Genomic DNA, 23126 nt, shown 5'->3' on the forward strand with positions numbered 1-23126 from the left:
CTCACTATCAGCCATCCCTCATCGTGGAGCGGTCGGACCGATGCTCGCATAGTCGATAGGAGCGACTACCCCCTCACCGCCGGCCGTCGCGGGTGAAGAACTATGGAGAGACAGTCGCACGCTGGCCGAACAACAGGTAAGGAACACGAGGAACATCTGTTCGCCGGCGTCAGGATCACACACGGAGTAGGGGAGGTGCCGTAGGTCATCGTGTCGCTTCGTCGCAGACCGTCCGCCATCGCCGTCGACGTGACCGTCACCAGCCCGGACAGAACCACATCGCTGACGACGGTGATTCGGTCGCGGTGACGCCGACAACCGGGGTGGTTTGTCCATCAACCAATCTACTGTAAATTACTTCGACGATCCCGTCATTTTTCACTCTCCAGCGGTGGCATAGAGTGGATGCGAACTTCGGGTGGGGGGCGCGTCACAAGACCAGACAGCGTGCCGGCTGTCGTCTGTGGCGGAGCGGATGCGACGCGAGCAGAGCTAATCAAACTGATCAGCGATCGCAGCGATCTCTCGCCCGTCGAGCCTCTCTCGTCGAGCGAGGATGGCGTCGAGGTCGGCGCCGACCACGTCGGCATCGTGATCTGTCTCGCAGATCCGGCGCGAGGTGATGGATCGGTCGACCCCACCATCGAGCGTGCCGCCGAGGCAGTCGGCGAGTGTCCAGTCGTCGCCGTTGGATCGAGCGTCGACGCCGCGGCCGCCTACGAGGCAGGCGCGACGGACGTAGTCGGCCTCAACCCCACGGATTATCCGGAGACGTTCATCGATCAGATTACGGCCATCGTCGACCGCTACGTCGCGGGCGCGTTCGAGATGGCGATGGTCAACGAGACGGACCACGGGATTGTCGTCCACGACCCGGAGACGGCCGAGGTGGTCGCCTGTAACGAACGATTCTACGACCTGCTCGGCTACGACTCATCAACGTACGACATCACGCTCTCGGACTTCGTCGACCACGACGAGGCGTTCTCCCGCGAGCGTGCGGTGGCGCTCGTCCGGGAAGCCGCCGCGGGGGAGTCAGTGAGCATCGAGTGGCGAGACCCGACGAACGAGGGGACGGACATCTGGGTCGAGGTTCGCTTGGAGGCTGCCGAGTTCTTCGACGAGTCGTACGTCGTAGGGTCGGTGCAAGATATCTCCGAACGGAAAGCACGCGAGCGAGACCTCGAGTGGAGTCGAGAGACACTCCAGCGCGTTCACGAGATCACTGCAGATCCGGATCTTATGCTCGAAGACCAGGTCGACGAACTGATCCGGTTCGCCACCGACCGCTTGGACGTCGACGCGGGCTACCTCGGGCGGGTCGACGTGGAGTCGAACGACTACGAGGTCGAGGTGGCACACGGCGACGAGCGTCTGGTGCGTGAGGGAATGACGCTCCCGTTCGACGAGACGTACTGTCAGTTCGTCGTCGACGACCCCGAGCGGTCGATGGCGGCGGAACCCGACGTCAACGAGAGCGACGTGATCGACGCGAGCGTTACCAGCGACGACGCGCCGACCTGTTACGTGGGCAGTGAGATCCGCGTCGACGGTGACCTGTACGGGATGGTGTGTTTCGTCGAGCAGACGACGCGGGCGTCGTCGTTCACGGACGAAGAGCAGACGTTGGTACGCCACATCGTCGAGTGGCTCCGCCGGGAGTTCGAGCAAGTCCAGTATCGCCGCGAGGTCGACCAGACAAGAGACCGCCTCGAAGACACGTTCGATCGGGTGAGCGACGCGTTCTTCGGGCTCGACCGAGACTGGCGAGTCCGCTACGCCAACGATACCGGGGCCGGGGTGCTTCGCGACGCGATGGACCTGCCGGCGGACGCCGAGGTCCGCGGCCGACACCTCTGGGAGGAGGTTCCGGATGCCGTCGGCACCAGATTCGAGTCGGCGTATCGACAGGCGCTGCGTGAGCAAGAGCAGGTCACCTTCGAAGAGTACTTCGAGGCGATGGACACCTGGTTCGAGGTGCGCGCGTACCCCGACGAGGGTGGTCTGTCGGTGTACTTCTCCGACGTGACCGACCGGAAGTGGACACAACGTGCGCGTCGTCGCCTGATCACCGGAACGCAGGAACTGTTCGACGCGGAGACGAATCAGGCGCTCGCCGACGCGGTCGCCGAGACGGCGGCGGACGTCTTCGAGCGTCCGGCGACACTGTACCTGGCCGACGACTCGGGCGACCGCGGCGACACCGAGACGTTCACCGCGGTGTCCACAGCCGGGACCGACGCAGCGAGCGTCGACGGGCAGGTGCTCGCGCCAGACGACGAGGCGGTGTGGCCGGCGCATCGTGATGAGACGACCGTCGTCGAACTCGACGGTGACCGCGACCGCGACAGTGGCGGTGACGACCTCGATGCCGTCCTACTGGCCCCCGTCGGCGACCGAGGTACGATCGCAATCGCTGGAGACGACTCGGTCGACTTCGACGAGACCGACCGTGATCTGGCGGAGTTGCTGTCGGTGAACACCGAGACAGCGGTGGCGAAACTCGACCGACGGCGCGAACTCGAGCGCTACGAGACGCTGTTCGAGACGGCGCGCGAGATGACATACGTCGTCGACGACGATGGCCGGATCGAACTGATTAGTGAACCGTTGGCCGCAGCCATCGGCTACGACCGCGAGGACCTCGTCGGTACGCACATCTCAGAGATATCGACGGACGAGACCGAGGAGACGGCCACCGAGCGCGTGGTCGACCTCCTCGTGACACCCGGCGAAACGAGCGACACCTTCGAAGGGGCGTTACTGACGCGCGACGGGACGGAACTCCCCGTCGAGGTCGAACTCGCGTTGCTCCCGTACGACGACTCCTTCCGTGGGACCGTCGGGTCGGTCCGTGACATCAGCGAACGCAGACAACGCGAGGAAGAACTCGAAATCGTCCAACAAGCAGTCACCGAGGCAGGCGTCGGCCTCGCGATGTACGACGAGTCGGGTCACCTCGAGTACGTCAACGACCAGTGTGCACGGCTGTTGGGTCGCACGCGGGAGTCGGTCGAGGAGACGCCAGCGTGGGAGTCGATCACCTCGATTGACGCCGATGGCTTCGAGACGTACTGGGAGAGTTTCGACGAGGGCGAGACACGGACACAGGAGACGCAACTGCGCCGTGCCGACCGCTCGACGACGCCAGTCGAGACGGTGACGACCCGGGTGACGATCGACGGTGAGACCCACAACATCGTCACCGTCCACAGTATCGCCGGACGGCGCGAACGCCGACAGCAGTCGGAGGTGCTCCACCGGGTCCTCCGACACAACCTTCGCAACGACCTCACCGTCATCCACGGCCACGCGGATCTGCTGGTTGACCGACTCGATGGAGCCGAAGCGGAGACCGCCACGACGATCCGTCGCCGTGCGAACCACCTCGACGACATCGCGGATACCGCACAGCAAGCGCAGACAGTTATCAACAGAGACGTGGTCCGCAAGCCGGTCGACGTCATCGACCAACTCCGGGAGGCCGCCGCCCGCGTCGTTCCCGACGCGGGCGTCCACCTCACGGCCGACGTCCCGGAGCGTCACTACGTCCTCGCCAGCAGCACACTCCAGTTCGCGTTCGAGCAACTGTTGGAAAATGCGGTCGAACACGCCGAGGGCGACGCGACGAGCATCGATATATCTGTCAGTCGAGATGATGAACGAGACAGGTGGACCGAGATAGCCATCGCCGACGACGGCCCCGGCATCCCCGAACACGAGGTCGCCGTGTTGAGCGCGGGCGAGGAGACGTCGCTGCAACACGGGAGCGGCCTCGGCCTGTGGGTGGCTCACTGGGTCGTCACGCGCTACGGGGGCGAACTCGAGTTCGACGACTGCGACGACGGCGGGACGGTCGTCCGAGTTCGGCTTCCGTCTGCGGAGTCGACGACCAGCTCAGAATCAGTGACCGACCGCCGGCAGAGCGCCGAATAATGTAGACACCATACAATTATAACATAAAGCGCCATACTGCGTCGATAGGATGGACGACGAGCCACCGACGGCGGCTGACCTCGATACGGCGTTCTTCGAGCGGATGGTCGAGACGGTCGGCGTCGGCGTCGGCATCTACGGCGAAGACGGTCGCTTCCGGTACGTGAATCAGGCGTACGCCGACCTGTTCGAGACGACGACCGATGACCTGGTCGGGACGGCGCTGTGGGAGATCGCACCCGACTTCGAACGGGGGCGGTTCGACGACTACTGGACGTCGTTCGCGGAAGGTGACACCCGGACGGCCGAGACGACCCACGAGTTCGACGGCGTCAGCGTCCCCGTCGAGACGACGACGACGCGCGGCCACATCGACGGCGAACCGTACAACTTCGGCACCATCGCAGACATCACTGAACGCAAGCGTCGTGAGGCGGAACTGCGGCGCCAGAACGAGCGCCTCGACTCGTTCGTCGGCGTCGTCTCCCACGACCTGCGCAACCCGCTCAACGTCGCACAGGGGTACCTCGACATCCTTCGGGCGGAGGTCGACCGCGACGAGGTGGAACTCGTCGACAGCGCACTCACGCGGATGGAGACGCTCATCGAGGACCTGCTGACAGTCGCCCGCGGCGGCGACCCGATCAGCGATTTGGAACCCGTCCGCCTCGACGAGGTTGCACGCGCGGCGTGGCAGAGCGTCGACACAGACGAAGCGACGATCGAAGTCAAGCCGGGCGACCACGCACTCGCCGCCGACCCAGGACGGTTACAACAACTGCTGGAGAACCTGTTCCGCAACGGCGTCGACCACGCGGGTGAAGACGTGACCGTCACCGTCGGTGCCCTCGAGGGCGGCGGCTTCTACGTCGCCGACGACGGCCCCGGAATCGACCCGGAGGTCCACGACCAGATGTTCGAGGCGGGTGTGACCGGCGACGACGGCGGTACGGGACTCGGCCTCCTCATCGTCTCAGAGATCGCCGAGGCACACGACTGGCAGACGGTCGCCATCGAGAGTGACGACGGCGGCGCTCGGTTCGAGTTCCGCGTCGAGTGAGCGAGAAAAGCGCGGCGAGTGGCTGAAGAACGAGCAGCGACGCGGTCGGATCGGTCCCGATCAGTCGTCTGCGAGTGCCGCACCCGAGGTACTCGCACCTGCCACCGTCGACTCGTTGTTCGCGACCCACCGCAGCAGGAGGTACGCGAACACGTACTTGGCGAAGATGTCGAGCGCCGAGTACGCCCACGAGGTGACGCCGACCGACTGGATCAGCGCGAAGCCCTCGACGCCGAGCGCCCACACGATGGGGTAGCCCAACCAGAGGACAATGGTGAGCACGCGCAGCGTGTCGAATATCTCGTCGGTGCCGGCGGCGCTCGCGGCGGCCGCCCACTCGGTGAGCAGGGCGTACAGCACCACCGCGAAGAACGCGCAACTGATCAGGTAGAACGCCCACCGGAGCAGGTACGACGAGGTGACGAGCGCGGCCGCCAGTCCGGTGATACACATCGCGATGTCGGCGACGATGACGGTGAACAGGCTGCCGCGGTCGACGTCGGCCAAGAGGCCGAGTGCGAGCAGGATCATCGGCGTCGACAGCGCCCACGTGAGGTATCGTCCCCATTGACTCAGCACTTCCTCACCCGCTAATGCGTGGCCCGGCGGCATCTGGATGAGGCCGACCGTCAGTCCGGAGACGAGGCCGACGTAACTGGAGATGGACACCAGCGGGATCATCAGCGTCGCCGCCCAGATCAATTTCGCACGTGGCGAGGACACCTGCCGACCCATATACACGAACAGCAGGATGGACAGCCCAGCCAGCGCGATGTTCGCCCACAGCGAGGAACTGAGGAGGACGTCGTCTCGGATTAGGTCGAATACCTCCGACTGCGTCACCTGGAGTACCGGTGATCCGGCGACTGATTCGAACTGGAATGTCATATTCCCTGTAGGTCGCCAAGTGATATGAAAGTAATAGGTCGGGGGTACTCGCATTCGTCATCGGTATCTTCCTCTCTCACCGTGACGATCGACGACACCCGAATGGGTGAACTGAGTCACCGAATGCCCCTACAACACCGAGGAAGCACACCCTTGCTACACACCTATATGAATATGATCACTCTTTCGCAGAATAGTTGTAAAACCGGTTAGTCAGACACAGTAACAGTTAAGGAATTAGCTACTAAAACCCGAGTTATTGTACGCTTGACGTAATTATTCGCCATTTTCGACCATGGTCGGTGCTCCCTTTATCATAGGATACCCGAGACGCTTTGCTGTTATGGGAGTTAAAAAGCCGAACCGGGGAGACCGCCGATCATTTCTGACTGCTGTCGGTGCTGGGGGAATCGCCGGACTCGCTGGCTGTGTGGGCTTCGGAGGCGGTGAGGGGGAAAGCGACGGCGGAGACGGTGGTTCGACCGCTAGTGGTGCGACGGCCGGCGACACCGGAACAGACACGATCGTATTCGGACAGCCGGGTGCACTGACCGGCGCGTTCGACTTCCTCCAACCCGGCGTCTCACAGGCAGCCGACGCCGCCGTCAGCCACATCAACGAGGCGGGCGGCCCGCTGGGTGCCGAGTTGGAACTGGTTCGCCGTGACACCGCTGTGAACCCACAGGAAGCACGGAGTGTCACGACGCAACTTGTCGAAAACGACGACGCAGCGGCGATCGTCGGACTGTTCTCGAGTGAGATCAATCCGCTGTGGAACTTCATCCAGGATCTCCAGATGCCGATCGTCACGCCGTGGCCGGGATCTACGTTCCTCGACACCCGAGGGGGAGACAAGGCGACGCCCAGCGATCTCAGCGACGACGAGTGGGTGTGGCGGACGGTTGTCGGTGACACCGTCCACACCGGCGGGAGCGCCGTGTACGCTCTCGAGCAAGGGTTCGAGACGCTCGGGATCATCAACGGGAACACCGAGGGTGAGCGGAGCTACGTCGACGGATTCCTCTCCGTCTTCGAGGAGAACGGCGGCAGCGTCGCCGAGCAAGTCGAGGTCGAACTGGGCAGTTCGAGCTACCAGTCGGCGCTCAGCAGACTGTTTGAAGCTGACTTCGATGCGTTCCTGGTGAGTATGCCCCAGGAGTCGGCGATCACCGCGCTGAGTGACTGGTCTGACGGCGGCTACGGTCGCCAGCCGATCCTCTCGGACACGCTCGCACAGCAGGAAGTGATCGACCAGGTCGGCAGCGACCTCCACGGTGCGTGGGTCGCACAGCCCGGACGGTCGGGTCCGAGCTACGACACTTTCGAAGGGATCTACACGGAGGCAGGCGACGCGTCGATCAACGGCTGGACGCCCCCGTCGTGGGACGCCGTTCAGGTAACCGCGCTGGCTATCGAACGCGCCGGCGACACGAGCCCCGAGGCGATCCAACAGAACCTCGGTCCGGTCAGTCGCGGCGATGGAACGCCCGTCGCCACGTTCGCCGAGGGGAAAGAGGCCCTCGCCAACGGCGACGAGATCACCTACGAAGGCGCGGCGACGCCCACCACGTTCACCCAACATGGCAACGTCTTCGGGACGGTGTCGATCAACACCGCACAGGACGGCGCGTTCACCGAGACGACACAGGTTTCGGCCGAGGACGTGCGCGAGTACGTCGCAGAAGGTGAATACTGATAGCAATGGGACTCTCCCAGAACGTCGTCTTCGGACTGGTTACTGGGTCATACATCGCGATCGCGGCGATCGGGTTCACCCTGATATACGGGATCGTGAACATGATCAACTTCGCCTACGGGGAGTATCTCACGATGGGGGCGTTCCTCGGCCTCATCGCTGTCACGATGCTTCCGGTGCCCCTTCCGGTCGCCGTCATCCTCGCGATGATCGGCGGAGGGATCATCAGCCTCGCGCTCGCTCGCGGGTTCTTCACACCGATCAATCAGACCGGCCCAGTTCCGTTGCTGCTAACGTCGATCGGGCTCGGAATCGCACTTCGGAGCGGGATCCGTCTCCTCGCCGGACGCAGCGCCAGATACTACGACACCGAAACCGTGACGTATCGCTTCGACTCGTTGCCCGACCTCTCGGTCGGGTCGGTCGACCTGCTCGGTGGCTTCTTCGTCACCTCTGAACACCTGATCGTGATCGGATGCGCAGTCGGCGTGTTCGCGCTTCTCCACGCCCTACTGACGCGAACCGACGTTGGAATCGCGATGCGCGCGATGGGCGACGACGAGAGTTTGGCGCGGGTTCGCGGGATCGACACGCAGTTGATCCGCGATAGCGTCTGGGTGCTGGCTGGCGTCCTCGCTGGACTCGCGGGCGTGCTCATGGCAATCCAGACCAACGTCAGTGCAGACACCGGGTTCAGCCACATTCTGCAGATACTGTCGGCTGCCATTCTCGGCGGTGCTGGCAGCCCCTACGGGGCGATCCTCGGAGCGTACGTCATCGGTCTCGTGTTGGCGCTCTCGACGGCGTTTCTCCCGTCCGGGCTGACTGGGCTGTCCTCGGCGGTCGCATTCGTGATCCTCGTGGCCGTGCTGCTGGTCAAACCCAGCGGAATCGCCGGCAAGGAGGTGCGTGAAGCGTGAGCGTCCTCGATCGCCTGCCGTCCGACCACGCACACCAGGCGTTCCTCGCCGGTGCCGTCTGCTTGGTCGTCGGTGCGCTGTTCGCGCTCACGCCGCTGCGGGCGCAACTCCCGAGTGCGCTGTACGTGTTCGTCGAGGTCGGGATCCTGTTCGTGATCTACGGACTCTTAGTTCTCGGGCTCGACCTACAGTACGGGCACACGGGGCTGGTCAACTTCGGGCACGTCGTCTTCTTCGCCGTCGGCGCGTACACGACCGCGATGCTATCCGCCCAAGACACGTTCGCGGGGATCGGCTTGGGATACCCGTGGCCGCTCGCGCTGGTCGTCGGCGTGATCGTCACTGCGATCGTCGGGGCTGGGGTGGGCGTCACCTCGATCCGGCTCCGCGGAGACTTCCTCGCCATCGTCACCCTGGCGACCGCCGAGATCTTCCACTCGCTGTTCGTCAACTTCGAGGACATCTTCGGCGGGAACGTCGGGATACTCGGCGTCCCACAGCCGATCGCCGCAGTCGCCACCAACGGCGACACCAGGATGATAGCGACCCTGTTGGTGCTCGGCGGAATCACGCTCGTGACGCTCGCCAGCCTCACCCGCCTCACGGAGGCACCGTACGGCCGGGTTCTCCGAGCGATACGGGCCGACGAACTGGTGACGAGATCGGTCGGTAAGTCTACGGTGACCTACAAGATGCAGGCATTCGTCTACGGTGCCGCACTCGCCGGTCTCGCCGGGGGGCTGTTCGCACTGTACAACGGCGCGGTCGCACCCGGGTTCTTCACGATCCAGGTGACGGTGACGATCTGGATCGGGATGCTGCTCGGCGGCGCGGCGAACCACCGCGCGGTGCTCGCCGGGTTGGCGATCATTATGGGACTCAGACTCGTCTCCCGGTTCGCTCTCGACGTGACACCGGTGTCTGGTGACGTCTTCGCGTCGCTTCGACTCATCGTCGTCGGCCTGATCTTGGTTGCGGTGATCCGGTATCGCCCCGCCGGGATCTGGGGGAATGAGCAGGAACTGGGGGTGGACTCGTGAGCCTCTTCTCGACGGACGGCCTCGTGAAGGACTTCGGTGGCCTCCGAGCGATCGACGACCTGTCGGTGTCGGTCGACGACGGGGAGATAGTCGGCGTGATGGGCCCCAACGGTGCGGGCAAGTCGACGTTCTTCAACTGCGTCAGCGGGGTCATCACCCCGGACGACGGAACTGTCACCTTCGACGGGAGCGACGTGACGGGGAAGGCACCGGAGACGCTCGCCCGGCGTGGGTTGGTGCGGACGTTCCAGCACACGCGGGAGTTAGAGACGATGACCGTTCGCGACAACGTTCGGCTCGCGGCGCCGGACCAGCCTGGAGAGCGAACGATCCCCGCGCTGGTTCGCGGCGACTCGATGCAAGCCAACGAGGAGACCGTTCGCGCACGGGCAGAAGAACTGATCGAGCTATTCGAACTCGACCACCTCGCAGACGACTACAGCGGGACGCTCTCGGGGGGGCAACGCAAACTGCTCGAACTCGCACGAACGCTTATGTTGGAGCCGAAGATGCTGCTGTTGGACGAGCCGTTCGCGGGCGTCAATCCGACGCTAACCCGCGAAATCGCTGACCACATTCGCGATCTCAACGCAGACGGGATGACCGTCGTCATCATCGAACACGAACTCGAGACGCTGACTGAACTCGTCGACCGCCTCGTCGTCCTCCAGCAAGGGAGCCTCCTCGTGGAGGGCGACCCCGAGTCGGTGTTGTCCGACGAGCGCGTCATCGAGGCGTACCTCGGAGGTGAAATCGAATGAGCCTCCTCGAGATCGACGACCTCGACGCCGGCTACGGCGACTTACAGGTCCTCTCGGGGATCGACCTCACCGTCGACGACGGTGAGTACGTGACGATCGTCGGGCCGAACGGCGCGGGCAAATCGACGGTGATGAAGACCGTCGTCGGGATCGCATCGCACCAGAGCGGGTCGATCAACTACCGCGGAACAGAGATCGCTGGGACCTCTCCCGAGGAGATCGTTCGGGAGGGGATCGGGTACGTCCCACAGACAGACAACGTCTTCCCGACGCTGACAGTCGCCGAGAACCTTCGGCTCGGCGCGTACGTGCTCGACGGCGTGCCGACCGAACGGAAGCAAGACGTGTACGATCGGTTCCCGGCGCTTGCGGAGCGACCCGACGAGGACGCTGGGTCGCTCTCCGGTGGGCAACAACAGATGCTCGCGATGGGGTGTGCCCTGATGCTGGATCCGGATCTCATCCTGTTGGACGAGCCGTCAGCCGGACTCGCACCGGATCTGGTCGACGAGATGTTCGACCGGGTCGACGAGATCAACGATGCGGGAACGACGGTCCTGATGGTCGAACAGAACGCAAAAGAGGCGCTGCGGCGCTGCGACCGCGGCTACGTGCTCGCCAACGGCGAGAACCGATACGAGGACGACGGGGACGCCCTCCTCTCGGACGAGGAGGTCCGGCGACAGTTCCTGGGCGGGTGAACTACCCTCCCCTACTCGCTCACGGCTGACGCCGTTCGCTCCTTGAGGGGAGGGCTTCCTGCTTCCACGACGCGCTTTGCAGGCACGAGACGGAACGACAAATCGTCGTCCACGTCCGCACCCGTAGGGAGCGCAGTCTCCACAGGCGTTCCTTCGGAGTGTCCCACTCCTACATCTTCGAGGCCGCGAGAAAGGATGTTCCACGCCGCGTTCGCGTCCCTATCCGCCTCAAACCCACAGGCGGGACAGGAGTGTTCACGGACCCACAACGGCTTGTCCGTCGAAACGCCGCACGACGCGCACTCCTTGGTCGTCCCGCTCGGATTAACCGCCGCGAAGTGCGTCCCCTCACGCTCGCACTTGTATATGAGCATCGAGAGGAACGTTCGCCACGCGGCGGATGCGGTGTTGCGGCTGTTCGACGGCGACTCCATCATCCTCTTCACGTTCAGGTCTTCAACCGCCACAAGGTCGTACTCCCGAGCGTAGTACGCTGAGAGTTTGTGCAGGAAGTCGCGGCGCTTCCGACGGAGGTCGGCGTGACACTCCGCCACGCGACGCCGTTGTTTCTCGTAGTTGTTCGACCCATATTCCTTCCGCGAGAGTTTCCGTTGCTCACGCTCCAAGCGTTCACGCTCGTCGGAGTGGTCGAGCGACCCGACTGCCGTGCCGTCGGTGTCGTGGGCGTACTTGCAAATCCCCACGTCGATGCCGACGCACTTCTCGGGGCTCTCAGGCGGTTCAGGCGCTTCACGGTCCATTTCGACACCGAACGTGGCGAACCATTCGCCTGTCGGCTCTTTCTTGAGCGTAACCTGCTTGAGTGTCGCGTCGTCGGGGATGGCGCGGTGGAGCCGAATCGGGATGTCCGCGAGTTTCGAGAGGGACAGCACAGTCTGACCGCCCTTCTTGTCGAGCTTGAAGCCAGACTGACTGTACGTGAAACTGCGAAACTCCCGTGGTGGCTTCCACTTGAGTTGACCCACACCGTGTCCATTGTCCTTGAGTCCGCCGAGTGACTTGACGTTCTGCTCGATTCGCATAACCGCTGTTTGCAGAACTGTCGAGTACACGTCCAAGAGGTCGCCCCACCAGTCTTTCAGGGACGGAATTTCATCACGGATGGACCGAACACGCTGGTTGAGCGTGCCTGTGTCCTCGGGGACTTGGTTGAAGCGGTAGAGCGCGTGATTGTACAGTTGCCTACAAATGTCTCGGTGGCGGTCCAACTCCTCGCAGTGGGCGTCGGACGGCTTGAGACGGTACTTGTAGGCGTAGTACATCCGTTACTCTCGTTCCTCGATTAGCTCATCCAGTTGCTCACGGATGAACGACGAGAGGTTGAGGTGGTGGTCCTCAATCCACTCGTCTTGGTCTTCGCGGATGGTGATTGTCTTCCGTTTCACCGTAATGCACGGTATGCACGTTACATGTATAGCATCTTCGGTGGCGTGGGCCTGTGGGCCGAGCGCCGAACGTGATTGGAAATTGTGCGGCGTTGACGAGACGCGAAGCGTCTCGTTCGCGCACAAGAGCGCAGCTCTTGTGAACGCTGTATCCCCTCCCTGCTCGCGCCTTCCCTTCGGTCGGCGCTCGCTGAGGAAGGGGGCTTAGCGCCTACTTTCAGCTAATCGGTTCCCAACCTCACTCCGTTGTTTCGGCGACCCCGATGTACTGATAGCCAGCCGGGTCGGTCACGGGAAGCCAGTCTATTTCTCGATCGCCGAGTGATCCGTCGGTGCAGTCGTCGAATGGCGTCGTCGCACCGGCATCGCGCCCGAGAACGTACGCGACCGGAGCGGGACCGAACTCGTCGACTCGTTCGGCGAACCAACCGTCTCCGTTCGGTTGTGCCAGCGCGATCGGTTGCTCGGGGAAGACCGCCACGTCGGCATCCAGTTCCGCGAATTTGCTCATTGTGGGCGCAGCCAGATCGAAGGCATCGGTGAGTTGTCGGACTGCAGCGTCGAGGTCGTCGACGCCGACGACCACGGTATCGATCCCGACGATCGGTGACGACGCCATATCACCCGTGGGCCGGACGCGGCGTTCTCGCGGTGTCCGATCAGTGATGAGAAACGGGAGGAACGACCCTGGGTCGCCCTCACCGAGATACGTCAGGTCCCACTCGACGAGCGTCCCGTCGTCGCGTGTGCGCTCGTACGCGGCGGGGCCGTCGACGCGAACGCCGCGGTCGTCGAGCGCTGCAGTCGACGCCTCGATGTCATCGACACCGATCGCCCACGCGCACGGACCACCGTCTCGGCGGATCGCGTCGTCCCACCACGGAGAGTCCACCCCCGACTCGATCGTAGAGATGAGTTCGATGTAACTCCCGTCTCGAAATCCCACGATCGCCATGTGCGTGACGCCGTTGGAGTGAGCGCCGCCGTACTCGACCGGGAACCCGGCCGCCTCGAACGTGTCGGTGAGTCGCTCGAGGCTCTGCCCGGCGACCGTGACGTGGTCAACTCGGAGGTCCATACGGAGACGGCGAATCGAGCGATCATATGCGTTGTGGAGGGTCGACTGCGCTCGACTGCGATGGCGTGCCACCGTAGTGACGGCGGGGCGGTCGAACTACCTCATCGAGACGACCGTGAGGAACACGAGCGCGATGAACTGCTGAACACGGTGTCACCGGATGTCGAACGAGCAGTCGCTCGCTACGTGGGTGCGTGGTGGGTCGAGAAAGAGTAACGTGGGGTGTGGTTGGTTACTCAGCGCCGTCGGGAGGTCAGACCACCTCGATGGGGTCACCGAGCTCGAAGCCGTAGTCGTCGATAGCCTCGCCCATCGCGTCGGGGAGTGACGCCTCGTAGCCGACCTCGAGGGTTCCGTGCTCGGCGTTGGCGTCGGCGAACGTCACCGCCGAAAACGATTCGACTGCCGACTCGACCAGTACTTCACAGCCAGTACAACTCATTCCGCTCACGCGGTATTGCCGTCGTGGCACAGATTACGAGAGGGGTGCAGAGGGGATAATTCGGGATCAGCGTACAGAAAATTGGACCGTTCGGGGCCGTGTCGTCAGTCCCACGCGCGGACCCGTGCCCGGGTGGCGTCGGTCCACGTCTCGAGGTCGTCGCGACAGCCGCGAAGGCGCGTGGCTACGACGTCGAGCAGGGCGCTCGCGGCGGCGGCACCGTCGCTGAGCGTCCGGCCGCCGCCGGCGAGGAATCCCGCGGCCATCGCTGTCAGCGTCAGTGCCGTAACGCCAGCCTCGGGCACGCGGAGCGCGACCGTCGCGAGGTGACGCGCCCCGTAGGTGACGTACAGTTCCGCGATGAACACCCCGGTGAACAGGAGGTTCAGCGGGAGCGTGTACCAGTCGGGGGCGGTGCCGTTGGTGACACCCGTCGGCGGGATCAAGCCCGCGAATCCGAACAGGTAGTGGATGACAATGCCCGCGACGACGGAGGCGACGAACAGCACGACGAAGATGGTCGCGGCCATCCGCGTACCGTAGTACCGCCGGTACGCCGACACGAGCGGGGGGATGACCAGGTCGGCGTAGATGAACGCCAACACCCCGCCGAACGCGATACCATTGTTCCACAACACGAGCGCGAACGGGACGTTCCCGACCGAGCAGAGGAACGTGACGACGCCGACGAGCGTCGCGATCACGACGCTGGCGACGACCCACGTCGGCCCGCTCGATCCGACGACCGTGAATAGGTCTAGCCAAGCCGACTGCGGAACGAACGCCTCCAACGCACCCGCGATGAGGAAGCCCAGTGCAATGTCGTGCCAGAGCATATCCCACTCACGGATCGCGGTCCGGCCAGCTCGCTTCCACCCCTCGGCCGACACGAGCGGTCCCGCACCGGAGGCGTCATCCGTCGCCGCGGCGCCGATCCCGCCGGCGGTACTGGCACTGGCGTCCGGAAGTTCGTCGGTGTCGGCTTCCGCAGCGGCGACGAACGCGCGCTCACAGCCCCCACAACAGAAGTACTGCGGACGGCCATCGACCTCGGTGACGACTGTGTCAGGAGCGTCCGGGTCGGCGTCCATATTGCAGGCGGCACAGCGCGTGTCACCGAGTGCGAGTGCGTGTTCGCGGGCGGCGTCGATCCAGTCGTCGGGAACGTAGCGCCGGACGAGTCCGGCGACGACGACGACGGCGATCACCCCGCCGACGACGTCGGCGGCGACGAACTGCCACCCGAGCAGTATCCACAGCACCAGCCCCAACTCGATGACGAGGTCTGTGCTGGCGAACATAAACGCCAGCGATGCGGTGAACGACGCGCCCTTCTCGACGAAGACGCGGGCCGTCGAGGTCGCCGAGTACGAACAACTGGACGAGGCGGCGCCGAAGGCGGTGGCGAGCCCGATAGTCTCCCAGTCGTCGTCACCGAGGAGGCTCGTCATCGCATCCTCGGAGACGAACTCGCCGACGACACCGGTGAGCGTGAATCCGAGGACGAGCGCCCACCACGTCTCCCACGCCATCCCGAGGGCAACGCGGAGCGCCTCGACGAGTGCGACGAACAGCCCCACGGCTCAGAAGTAGCCGGGGACGCCGGTGAGGAGCACGCTTGCGGCTGTCCACAGCAGCATCGCGCCCACGGTCGCTGCAACCCGGTCGCCGTCGGTGGCGCGTTCGGCCGTGAACACGGCGGACAACAGCAGCATCCAGAACAGGTTCATCGTCCCGAACACGACCATCAGTGAGCACAGCGCCCACGTGCAGGTAAAACACGACTTGAAGTGGCGAAGGCCGTCGCGGACCGCGCCCGCGACGAGGCCGTCGCCGCAGGACGGCGTCATCGCACAGCAGGAGGCGACAGCGTCGCGCTTGTGGCGGGTGAACTGGTAGACGCCGGCGACGACCAGTGCCGCCGGAACGACGAACCGGCCGTACGTCGTTGCGAGCGTGTTGACGTCGACGAGCACCTCGACGACCAGGGGTATCACCCCCGTCGTGACCCACGCGAGACTGTAGGCGCCGAGGAAGCCGGTGCCGACGAACAGTTTCGTGACCGCCGATCCGTCGACCGACTCGACGTAGTCCACGCTCCGGCTGAATACAGCCGGGTACATCATCGCGGCCATCATCACTCCCCACATGAGGAGGTACTGAGCAGCACCGGAGAACCCGGCGGCGACCGCGGCGGCTTCTGGAGCACCGGGAGCGGTCATCCCGAGTCCCGCCGGCATCTCGGGAAACGGAAGAACACCGGCGAACAACGCCGTCCAGAGGACGATCGTCAGTTTGCCGAGTGTGAGCGCCGTCGGCGAGAGGCCATCGGCGGTGGTCGTGCGTTCGAGGAATCGGACGACCGGGTCGGGGAGGATCCGGGTCGCGACTGTGACTTTGTCTTGAATCATTCGTGGTTGAGTGTTGGACTGCGTTCGGTGTGCGAGCGGTGCGACTCGGCGTGAATCGACTGCGGGAGTGGTGTGCGAGCGATGCGACTGCGGGAGTCGTGTTCGAGACGTCGCGGCCGCGAGGAGGGCGACGGTGAGCGAGGACTTACGGGACGCCGAGGCGGTCGTGTCGGCGGTAGAGGTAGCCTGCGCAGGCGGCGAAGGCGGTCGCGACCAGCGTCGGGACGCCAGCGACGATGCTCGCGTTGACGCCAAAGAACGCCTTCGTGCCGTAGGCGACGGTCGCCGGGACGGCGACGCTGGCGCCGAGGTACACCCACCAGGCCGGTTCCCAGCGGGCGTTCGCTCGGTCCAGTGCGACGCTGTCGCGAACGAGCGCGTACAGCGCACCGAGGCTCGCGACGACGAGCAGGACCAGCACGATGACCGTGAGCGACCCGGTCAGCACCGACGGAAGGCTGTTCCCGACGACCGGGATGGAGACGACGCCCAGCACCGTGACGAGCAGGTAGACGGCGAGGGCTCGCCAGTAGCGGCCAGTCACGTCGACGACTCCGTCGGTTCGGCGGGTCGTCATCGCTCGATTACGGTGCCGGCGGCGCCGACGGCGACGTCGATTTCGCCGAGAGCGATCCCCCGGAGGGTCGCTTCGGTCGCCGTCGTGGATGGAGTCCACCCAGCAGCGGTGCGCTCGACGACAGTGCCGTTTGCGCCGGCGACTGCGAACCGCCCGTCGTGGAAGTCGACTGTCCGCAGGGCCACGTGGGCGGTGTTGAGCGGCGTCCAGTTCTGGCAAGCGCGGTCGTAGCGGAACACGGTGCCGCCGCCGCCGGCGACGATCAGTCGGTCGGCGTCGGCGTACACGTCGGAGAAGTTCACTTGGGCGTTGCGAATGCCGATGTCTTCCCAGCCCTCGGTGGTCTCGGCGAACACGTTTCCGCTGGTGTCGATCGCGACGAAGCCGTCGTCACTGGCGGTGATAGCGGGGATCGTCGACCCCGACCCGGGTTTGACGACGTCGCCCCACTGGGGGCAGCCCTGCTCGTCTGTCGTCGCCGCCATCACCTCGCCGGAGCCGTTGGCGATGCGGAGCGTCTCGCTCCCGGCGGCACCGGAGACGGCGATCCCCTCCCACGTACTCGTCTTCTCGCGAGGAGCCGAGTAGTCGGACTTGCGCCCGGTCCTCACGTCGTAGTAGCCCAACGCACCCGAGGAGCCGGCGAACCAGACGCGTTCACCGTCGTCAGTCGCGGCCGCACAGGTGAGCGCGTACCCTCGTGCCTGCGGGCCATCCGGCACAGCGAGGCTCCACTCGCCGTCGCTGCGGAGCAAGCCAACCCCGCCGGCCCCGACCGCGAACGGACCCGCCGCCGTCGATACCACCTCGTTGAGCGGCTTCTCCGTCGGCACGTCGGCGACGGTCCAAGCGGGTCCGTCGCTCGCGTCGGTCGTCGAGTCCGTGGTCGAGTCGTCGGTACTCACGTCGTCATCACCTCCGCCGGTCGTCGCGTCACGGAGTCGGTCGGCGAGGGCGTCGAGCATCGGTTCACGCGCCCCCCTCCGCGTCGGCGGTGCTCCCGAACAGACACTGCGCCTCCCAGCGGATATGGGCGTGTAGCCGGCGGGCTGTCTCCTCGGTGAGTTTGTAACCGTTCGTCCGCCCATCGATCGGTCGAACGTCGACGTAGCCGTCTTCGGCCAACTCCGAGAGGTTGCGGTAGAAGCGGCCGTGCTTCACCTCGTCTGTCGGACACTGCGCTTGGACGGCCTCGTGAATCTCCCGTCCCGAGGGACGCGGTTCGTCCAACTGCGAGAGGATGAACAGGAGATTTAGCTTGAACCCACCGAGTTCGGTGAGGGGGGCGGGATCGAAGCTGGTTGGTCTGCGGATGGTACTCGTCGGTCTGAAGTCGGTAGTTGGATACATCGGTGTGGCTTCGCTCTGAGAGATCGCTCGGCTGTAGAGTCGGTCGCGCGGTCGCGGACGGTTTCTGACGTGGTGCACGCGGCGGTCCCGAGTTCAGGGACCGAAGTTGGCCTGATGATCGCGGTACAGAACCGCGGCGACGAACAGGAACGGCAGGAGCGCCAACACAGTGACACCGAACGTCAACTGGAGTACCGGTGGGAACGACGTCGTCGAGACGAGGAAGGTGATGGCGCCCGCGGCACCCGCGAGGAACAGCCCGATGCTGGCGATCGCCGACAGGAAGCCGGCCTTCCGTGCGGCCCACGGGAGGTTGTCCGAGCGCCGGAGCATCTTCAGCAGGATCGTCACCGGCGGGATCGCCAGTGCCTGCAGTTGGAGCATCGTGAGCGCGACGTCGGTACTCACGACGGTGGCCCCCGCGAGCGCGACGACTTCAGTTCGGGTACGACCGCGGCGACGAGCGGCCGGGAAACGGTCATCCTGGTGGCGCAGGCGGAGAGTGCGATTCGACGACTGGTATCGTATGGTTTATGTCTCATTGTCGATGGTCGGCCCGGTGGGTCGACGGTTCGGTCCCGAGCGCGGAGCGTTCGCTTCGCACCCGGGAGTCATCCGCTGTTGCGTCGTCCCGGCCCGTGGCCACTCTTAGCCACTCAGAGAGATTATTTAATACTCAATGATTGTGGAATAAACTAGACTGTTCAGTCGAGATCGCTATCCTGTCTGGCGATCGGGTCGCCGTCGTCGCTGGCGGCCGTGTCAGCGATCCACTCGCGGGTTCGTGCCTCGCCGAGGTCCCACACGTCGCCAGAGACTCGTGGCCCAGCGAGTGCCGACCACGCCACGTTCACGAGCCAGGCGAGTTGCCCGGCGCCGAGCAGGTACGCGCCGACAGTGCTCACGCGCTGGGCGGTCGCGAACGTCGCCGGGTACGTCGCTGTGCGGCGTGGGAGTCCGTCGAGTCCGATGAGCAACAGTGGAAGAAACGTCACCAAGACCCCGGTCACTGAACACCAGAAGTGGAGGCGAGCGAGGAACGGGTCGTACAGCCGCCCCGTCAGTAATGGGAACCAGTAGTAGACGGCCGCGAACGCTCCGAAAACGGTCAACCCGACGAGCATGAGGTGGAAGTGCCCGACGACGTAGAACGTGTCGTGGAGCACGATGTCGATCGGGATGGATGCGAGGAACACGCCCGTGACGCCCCCGAGGACGAACGTCGCGACCGCGCCCAGACAGAACAGCATCGGTGCCGTGAGCCGAATGGAGCCGTTCCACAGCGTCGCGATCCAGTTGAACGTCTTCACCGCAGAGGGGACGCCGATGGCGAGGGTAACAGCCATGAACGACGCTTTGAGTCGTGGGTCCAGTCCCGTCGTGAACATGTGGTGTGCCCAGACGCCGAACGAGAGCGTCCCGACCGCGAGCGTCGAGTAGACGACCGAGTTGCGGCCGAACAACTCTCGCCCCGCGAACTTCGGCAACACGTGACTGATCACGCCCATCGCGGGCAGTGCGAGCACGTACACTTCCGGGTGGCCCCAGAACCAGAACAGGTGTTGCCACAGCATCGGCCCGCCGCCGTCGACCGCGAAGTACGTCGTGCCGACGTTGCGGTCGAGCAGCAACATGAGCAGCGCCGACCCGAGGATCGGGAACGCAAACATCGCCAACCCCGCGGCGACGAGCATCGACCACGTGAACAGGTCGAGGCGGTCCCACGTGACCGCTGGCGCCCGCTCGGTGATCACGGTGACGACGACGTTGATCGACGCGAGGATCGTCCCGACGCCGGAGAGGTGCAGCCCCAAAAGCGTGAGGTCGACTGCCGGGTTTGTCGACTGCGTCGACAGCGGCGGGTACAGCGTCCAGCCGAGCGCGACAGGGGCCAGCGACTCGACGCCAGGGAGCGCGAGTGCTACGGTGCCGGCGCGAACGAGTAGGATCGACGGGGGGAGTAGCCACACCGCGGTGGCGTTGGCCCGCGGGAACGCCATCTCGTCGGCGCCGATGAGCGGCGGCACGACGACGTTCGCCAGTCCGAAGAAGCCAGGCGTGGCGAACAAGAACACCATCGTCAGTCCGTGGGTTGTGAATAACTCGTCGTAGGTGGCCGCCTCGACGAGCGTCGCCTGTGGCGTCAACAGCGCCGTCCGGATCACCATCGCGTCGACCGCTCCCCACAGCCCCGCAACCGAGGCGAACACCAAGTAGAGGATACCGACTCGCCGGTGGTCAACCGTCGTCAGCCAACCGACCAGCCCCGTGGGGACGAGTCGCCGAGGAGAGCCGTGGGGACGGGGGCTCACTCGGCGACCCCCCGAGCGACCCGACCGATCGCGGCTCGAATTTGCCGCCGGTACAGTTCGTACACGCCGACTGCAGCGACAAAGGCGGCGAGTCGGAAGGCGAACTCCGGCGCGAGCGCGTACGCAGCGGTCACAGGCACCACGGCGAGTGCGCGGGCAGCGGGTTGTGCCAGTCGGTAGGCGACTGCGAGTTCCGGGTCCAAGCTGTCGACCAGCCTCCGGCGAGCGGGGTCGGCGAGGCGTCGCGTGCCGTACAGTCCGAACGCGACTGCATCGGTCGCGATGGTCGGCGTGGGTTCGACGAGCGCCAGTGGCGCCACGACACCAGCGAGGAGTCCGAGCGCGAGGGTCGCTCGCCGCGAGGTCGCCGCCAGCAACACTTCCCCGGCGGCCGGGGCGACCGCAGCGGCGACCGCCTCCAGCCCGAGCAGCAGCGCGAACGCGGCAACCGGGCCGACGTCCAGCCACAACACCCGCTCGGCGGGCGTCCGCACCGCGAGCACGAGGACGGGCGCGAACGCGACGAACGCGGCGACGGAGAGCCCACCCGCGACGTCGGCGACGAGTGCCGTCCGGATCGGCCGCGGTGCCGTCTGGAGGCGGCCGACGAGCGTCCGCGCCGAGCGGTCGGGCGCCGCCAGCGACGGCCGATCGTCGCCACGGAGTCGGCCTCCCCTCCCGTTGAGCGCGACCGACACCATCGTCACGCCCAATCCGACGGTGACCGTCACCGCGAGCAGTAGTCCCACGACGACCGTGACTCGGTCGGTGAGCGCCGAGACGGCGAACGCGAACGCCAGCACCATCGGGCGGGCGAGCCGAGCGGTCGACGCCGCCGAGACGATCCGAACGAGCGTGTCGCCGCCGCCGCCGGCGTCGCTGCCGATCACAGCCCGGATCGCACGCAAGCCGGCGTCGTAGCCCGCGGTGGGCCAGACGGCGACGAGCGGTGCCACGAGGAGGACCCACGCCGACGCCGGAAGGACGTGACCGTTCACCCCCCCGATTCCTGGCGCGAGCAGCCACACTAACAGGCCGAAGGCGGCCACGAGCGCCAGCGGCGTCACAGCGGGGAACGAGCCGCTGAGGGCAGTGTCCTCCGCAGAGAGGGCGGGGTAGACGACCGGAACTCCGAGGACGACGAGGCCGAACGCGCCCAGCGCGACCGGGCCACCGCCGAGCGCGAGGAGGTAGGCGGGGGCGTACCGGAGCGTGACGGCGACGGCCGCGGTGTACCCGACTGTCACGAGTGCGAGTGTCGCCGGCTCCGAGCCGACGCGCTCGACGCCGCTCGCGAGGCGGACGAAGGAGTCGCGGGTCACGGGTCGTCCGGACGCGGGCGCTCGACGATCTCACCCGAGTCACCCACGGCGACCGGGGGGTACTGGCCTGCGCCAAGCGTCGCCCCGTGGAGCGCCGCCGACGCCTGCAGGGAGTCCTGTTGCCAGCCGTCCGGCGTCAGTTGGTAGATGACTCCCGACTCGCCGACGGCGAGTCCGCCGCGCTTGGTGCGGTCGATCGCGTGGAGGTCGGCCGTTCCGGCCTCAATAGTGGTCCAATCGAAGCCGTTGTACCGAAAGATACGGCCGTCTTGGGCGGCCGCTGCGGCGCGCTCCTCCCCGAACGGAGAGACGTCGAACAGCGAGTCGCTCGTGGTATCGATACCGATCCGACGCCACTCCTCCCGGTCGACCGTCTTGAACACCTCACCGCCGGAGTCGACGACGTAGCCGAAGCCGTTGTCGCCGAACGCGACCGCCGTGCCAGTCGTCCCGCTACCGGGTTCGAACGGGTCGTCCCAGTCGACAGTTCCGTCGCCACCGTAGCGGCCCCGGAGCAGTTCCCCGGAGCCGTTGAGGAGGAACACCCACTCCTCGCCGGCGACGCCGAGGACGCCGACGGCCTCCCAGGAACTGGTCTTCCCAAGCGGTGCAGAGAAGTCGGTCGACGTTCGTGTGACTACGTCGTAGCGACCGACCGCACCGGAGTCGCCTGCGGCCCACATCGCCCGCCCGTCGTCGGTCCCGTCGGCGTCGAACAGTGCATTGCCGCCGTTGCCCGGGCCGTGTTTGGAGACGGTTGCCCAACCGAGGTGACAGCGGGCGACGATCCGCCCAGACTCGCCGACAGCGTACGGACCGTCTCGGGTTGCAGTGACGGCGTACAAGGACTTCATCGTCGGCGACTCGACCGGTTCCCAGCGACTGGTGTCGTCATCGCCGCCGACACAGCCTGTCAACGCGAGCGTGCCGGCCGAACCGATCGCCGCGAGCGCCGCCCGTCGCGTCGGGTGGCGGATCACGGACCGACCTCCACGAGAGACGTACCCAGTGGCTCCAGCAGCCACACACTCAGCGGTCGGTCCCTCTGGGGGAGATCAGTCGGAGTGGTGACGTCGCGGTACTCGGCGTGGTCGCAGCAGTCGTCGTGGTTGGTCTGGCTGTCCGTCTGGCGTCCGATGTCGTGTCTGTGCATGGTGTTGTGTACGCGTCGGGTGGTCGAGCGATGCGATTCGGTGTGACCCGCCGAGTCGGGTCGGCAGGGCGAT

21 protein-coding genes are annotated in these 23126 nt (G+C 65.4%); 8 read left to right on the plus strand and 13 right to left on the minus strand.

Features of this window, described 5'->3' with window-relative positions; all coding sequences use genetic code 11:
- The first annotated feature begins 447 nt into the window (after positions 1 to 447).
- Together P0D77_RS00265 and P0D77_RS00270 are read left to right on the plus strand one after the other, a co-directional pair.
- Positions 448 to 3936 (plus strand): PAS domain S-box protein, encoded by a 3489-nt coding sequence (locus P0D77_RS00265; RefSeq protein ID WP_277554107.1) that lies wholly within the window; start codon positions 448 to 450, stop codon positions 3934 to 3936.
- Positions 3937 to 3985: 49 nt separating this feature from the next.
- Positions 3986 to 4996 (plus strand): sensor histidine kinase, encoded by a 1011-nt coding sequence (locus P0D77_RS00270; protein ID WP_277554108.1) that lies wholly within the window; start codon positions 3986 to 3988, stop codon positions 4994 to 4996.
- 60 nt (positions 4997 to 5056) lie between these two features.
- On the opposite strand, the gene P0D77_RS00275 is transcribed toward P0D77_RS00270, so the two are convergent.
- A complete protein-coding gene (locus P0D77_RS00275; RefSeq protein ID WP_277554109.1) occupies positions 5057 to 5884 on the minus strand; it encodes a bacteriorhodopsin in 828 nt (275 codons plus the stop codon).
- 430 nt (positions 5885 to 6314) lie between these two features.
- Between P0D77_RS00275 and P0D77_RS00280 the strand changes: the two genes are divergently transcribed.
- The 5 genes from P0D77_RS00280 to P0D77_RS00300 are packed head-to-tail and all read left to right on the plus strand — an operon-like array spanning position 6315 to position 11002.
- Positions 6315 to 7580, plus strand: coding sequence for an ABC transporter substrate-binding protein (locus tag P0D77_RS00280; RefSeq protein ID WP_277554110.1), 1266 nt, complete (start codon positions 6315 to 6317; stop codon positions 7578 to 7580).
- Between the two features lie 5 nt (positions 7581 to 7585).
- Positions 7586 to 8500 carry a branched-chain amino acid ABC transporter permease gene (locus P0D77_RS00285; protein WP_277554111.1) on the plus strand — a complete coding sequence of 305 codons (915 nt, stop codon included), beginning with the start codon at positions 7586 to 7588 and terminating at the stop codon, positions 8498 to 8500.
- A complete protein-coding gene (locus P0D77_RS00290) occupies positions 8497 to 9540 on the plus strand; it encodes a branched-chain amino acid ABC transporter permease (protein ID WP_277554112.1) in 1044 nt (347 codons plus the stop codon). The genes P0D77_RS00285 and P0D77_RS00290 overlap by 4 nt, the downstream gene beginning before the upstream one ends.
- Positions 9537 to 10301 carry an ABC transporter ATP-binding protein gene (locus tag P0D77_RS00295; protein ID WP_277554113.1) on the plus strand — a complete coding sequence of 255 codons (765 nt, stop codon included), beginning with the start codon at positions 9537 to 9539 and terminating at the stop codon, positions 10299 to 10301. Before P0D77_RS00290 ends, P0D77_RS00295 begins: the two co-directional genes overlap by 4 nt.
- Positions 10298 to 11002 carry an ABC transporter ATP-binding protein gene (locus P0D77_RS00300; RefSeq protein WP_277554114.1) on the plus strand — a complete coding sequence of 235 codons (705 nt, stop codon included), beginning with the start codon at positions 10298 to 10300 and terminating at the stop codon, positions 11000 to 11002. The genes P0D77_RS00295 and P0D77_RS00300 overlap by 4 nt, the downstream gene beginning before the upstream one ends.
- An 11-nt stretch (positions 11003 to 11013) precedes the next feature.
- Here P0D77_RS00300 and P0D77_RS00305 read toward each other — a convergent pair whose 3' ends face one another.
- A complete protein-coding gene (locus P0D77_RS00305; protein WP_277554115.1) occupies positions 11014 to 12285 on the minus strand; it encodes an RNA-guided endonuclease InsQ/TnpB family protein in 1272 nt (423 codons plus the stop codon).
- A gap of 361 nt (positions 12286 to 12646) precedes the next feature.
- Entirely contained in the window at positions 12647 to 13486 is an 840-nt protein-coding gene (locus P0D77_RS00310) for a VOC family protein (protein ID WP_277554116.1), read from the minus strand.
- A 33-nt stretch (positions 13487 to 13519) separates the two neighbouring features.
- Between P0D77_RS00310 and P0D77_RS00315 the strand changes: the two genes are divergently transcribed.
- Positions 13520 to 13702, plus strand: a complete 183-nt coding sequence (locus P0D77_RS00315; protein WP_277554117.1) for a hypothetical protein — start codon at positions 13520 to 13522, stop codon at positions 13700 to 13702.
- Positions 13703 to 13739: 37 nt separating this feature from the next.
- Here the strand turns inward: P0D77_RS00315 and P0D77_RS00320 are convergent, their stop codons facing one another.
- The 10 genes from P0D77_RS00320 to P0D77_RS00365 all read right to left on the minus strand — a co-directional run bounded on the left by P0D77_RS00320 (position 13740) and on the right by P0D77_RS00365 (position 22880).
- Positions 13740 to 13958 carry a heavy-metal-associated domain-containing protein gene (locus P0D77_RS00320; RefSeq protein ID WP_277554119.1) on the minus strand — a complete coding sequence of 73 codons (219 nt, stop codon included), beginning with the start codon at positions 13956 to 13958 and terminating at the stop codon, positions 13740 to 13742.
- A 74-nt stretch (positions 13959 to 14032) separates the two neighbouring features.
- Complete coding sequence (locus P0D77_RS00325; protein WP_277554120.1) at positions 14033 to 15508, minus strand: permease; 1476 nt, start codon at positions 15506 to 15508, stop codon at positions 14033 to 14035.
- A 3-nt stretch (positions 15509 to 15511) separates the two neighbouring features.
- Positions 15512 to 16339 (minus strand): DUF2182 domain-containing protein, encoded by an 828-nt coding sequence (locus P0D77_RS00330; protein WP_277554122.1) that lies wholly within the window; start codon positions 16337 to 16339, stop codon positions 15512 to 15514.
- Positions 16340 to 16484: 145 nt separating this feature from the next.
- The gene (locus P0D77_RS00335; protein WP_277554123.1) at positions 16485 to 16916 is read right to left on the minus strand and encodes a hypothetical protein; all 432 of its coding nucleotides are present in this window, start codon (positions 16914 to 16916) and stop codon (positions 16485 to 16487) included.
- Entirely contained in the window at positions 16913 to 17881 is a 969-nt protein-coding gene (locus P0D77_RS00340; RefSeq protein WP_277554124.1) for a beta propeller repeat protein, read from the minus strand. Before P0D77_RS00340 ends, P0D77_RS00335 begins: the two co-directional genes overlap by 4 nt.
- 4 nt (positions 17882 to 17885) lie before the next feature.
- Complete coding sequence (locus P0D77_RS00345; protein WP_277554125.1) at positions 17886 to 18266, minus strand: helix-turn-helix domain-containing protein; 381 nt, start codon at positions 18264 to 18266, stop codon at positions 17886 to 17888.
- A 93-nt stretch (positions 18267 to 18359) separates the two neighbouring features.
- Entirely contained in the window at positions 18360 to 18674 is a 315-nt protein-coding gene (locus P0D77_RS00350; protein ID WP_277554126.1) for a hypothetical protein, read from the minus strand.
- Between the two features lie 296 nt (positions 18675 to 18970).
- Positions 18971 to 20578, minus strand: coding sequence for a cytochrome c oxidase subunit I (locus P0D77_RS00355; RefSeq protein ID WP_277554127.1), 1608 nt, complete (start codon positions 20576 to 20578; stop codon positions 18971 to 18973).
- Entirely contained in the window at positions 20575 to 21900 is a 1326-nt protein-coding gene (locus P0D77_RS00360; RefSeq protein ID WP_277554128.1) for a hypothetical protein, read from the minus strand. The genes P0D77_RS00355 and P0D77_RS00360 overlap by 4 nt, the downstream gene beginning before the upstream one ends.
- Positions 21897 to 22880, minus strand: a complete 984-nt coding sequence (locus tag P0D77_RS00365) for a beta propeller repeat protein (RefSeq protein ID WP_277554130.1) — start codon at positions 22878 to 22880, stop codon at positions 21897 to 21899. Before P0D77_RS00365 ends, P0D77_RS00360 begins: the two co-directional genes overlap by 4 nt.
- Positions 22881 to 23126: the final 246 nt, after the last annotated feature.

The sequence above is a fragment of the Halobaculum limi genome, from assembly GCF_029490015.1.
GTDB classification, from domain to species: Archaea; Halobacteriota; Halobacteria; order Halobacteriales; family Haloferacaceae; genus Halobaculum; species Halobaculum limi.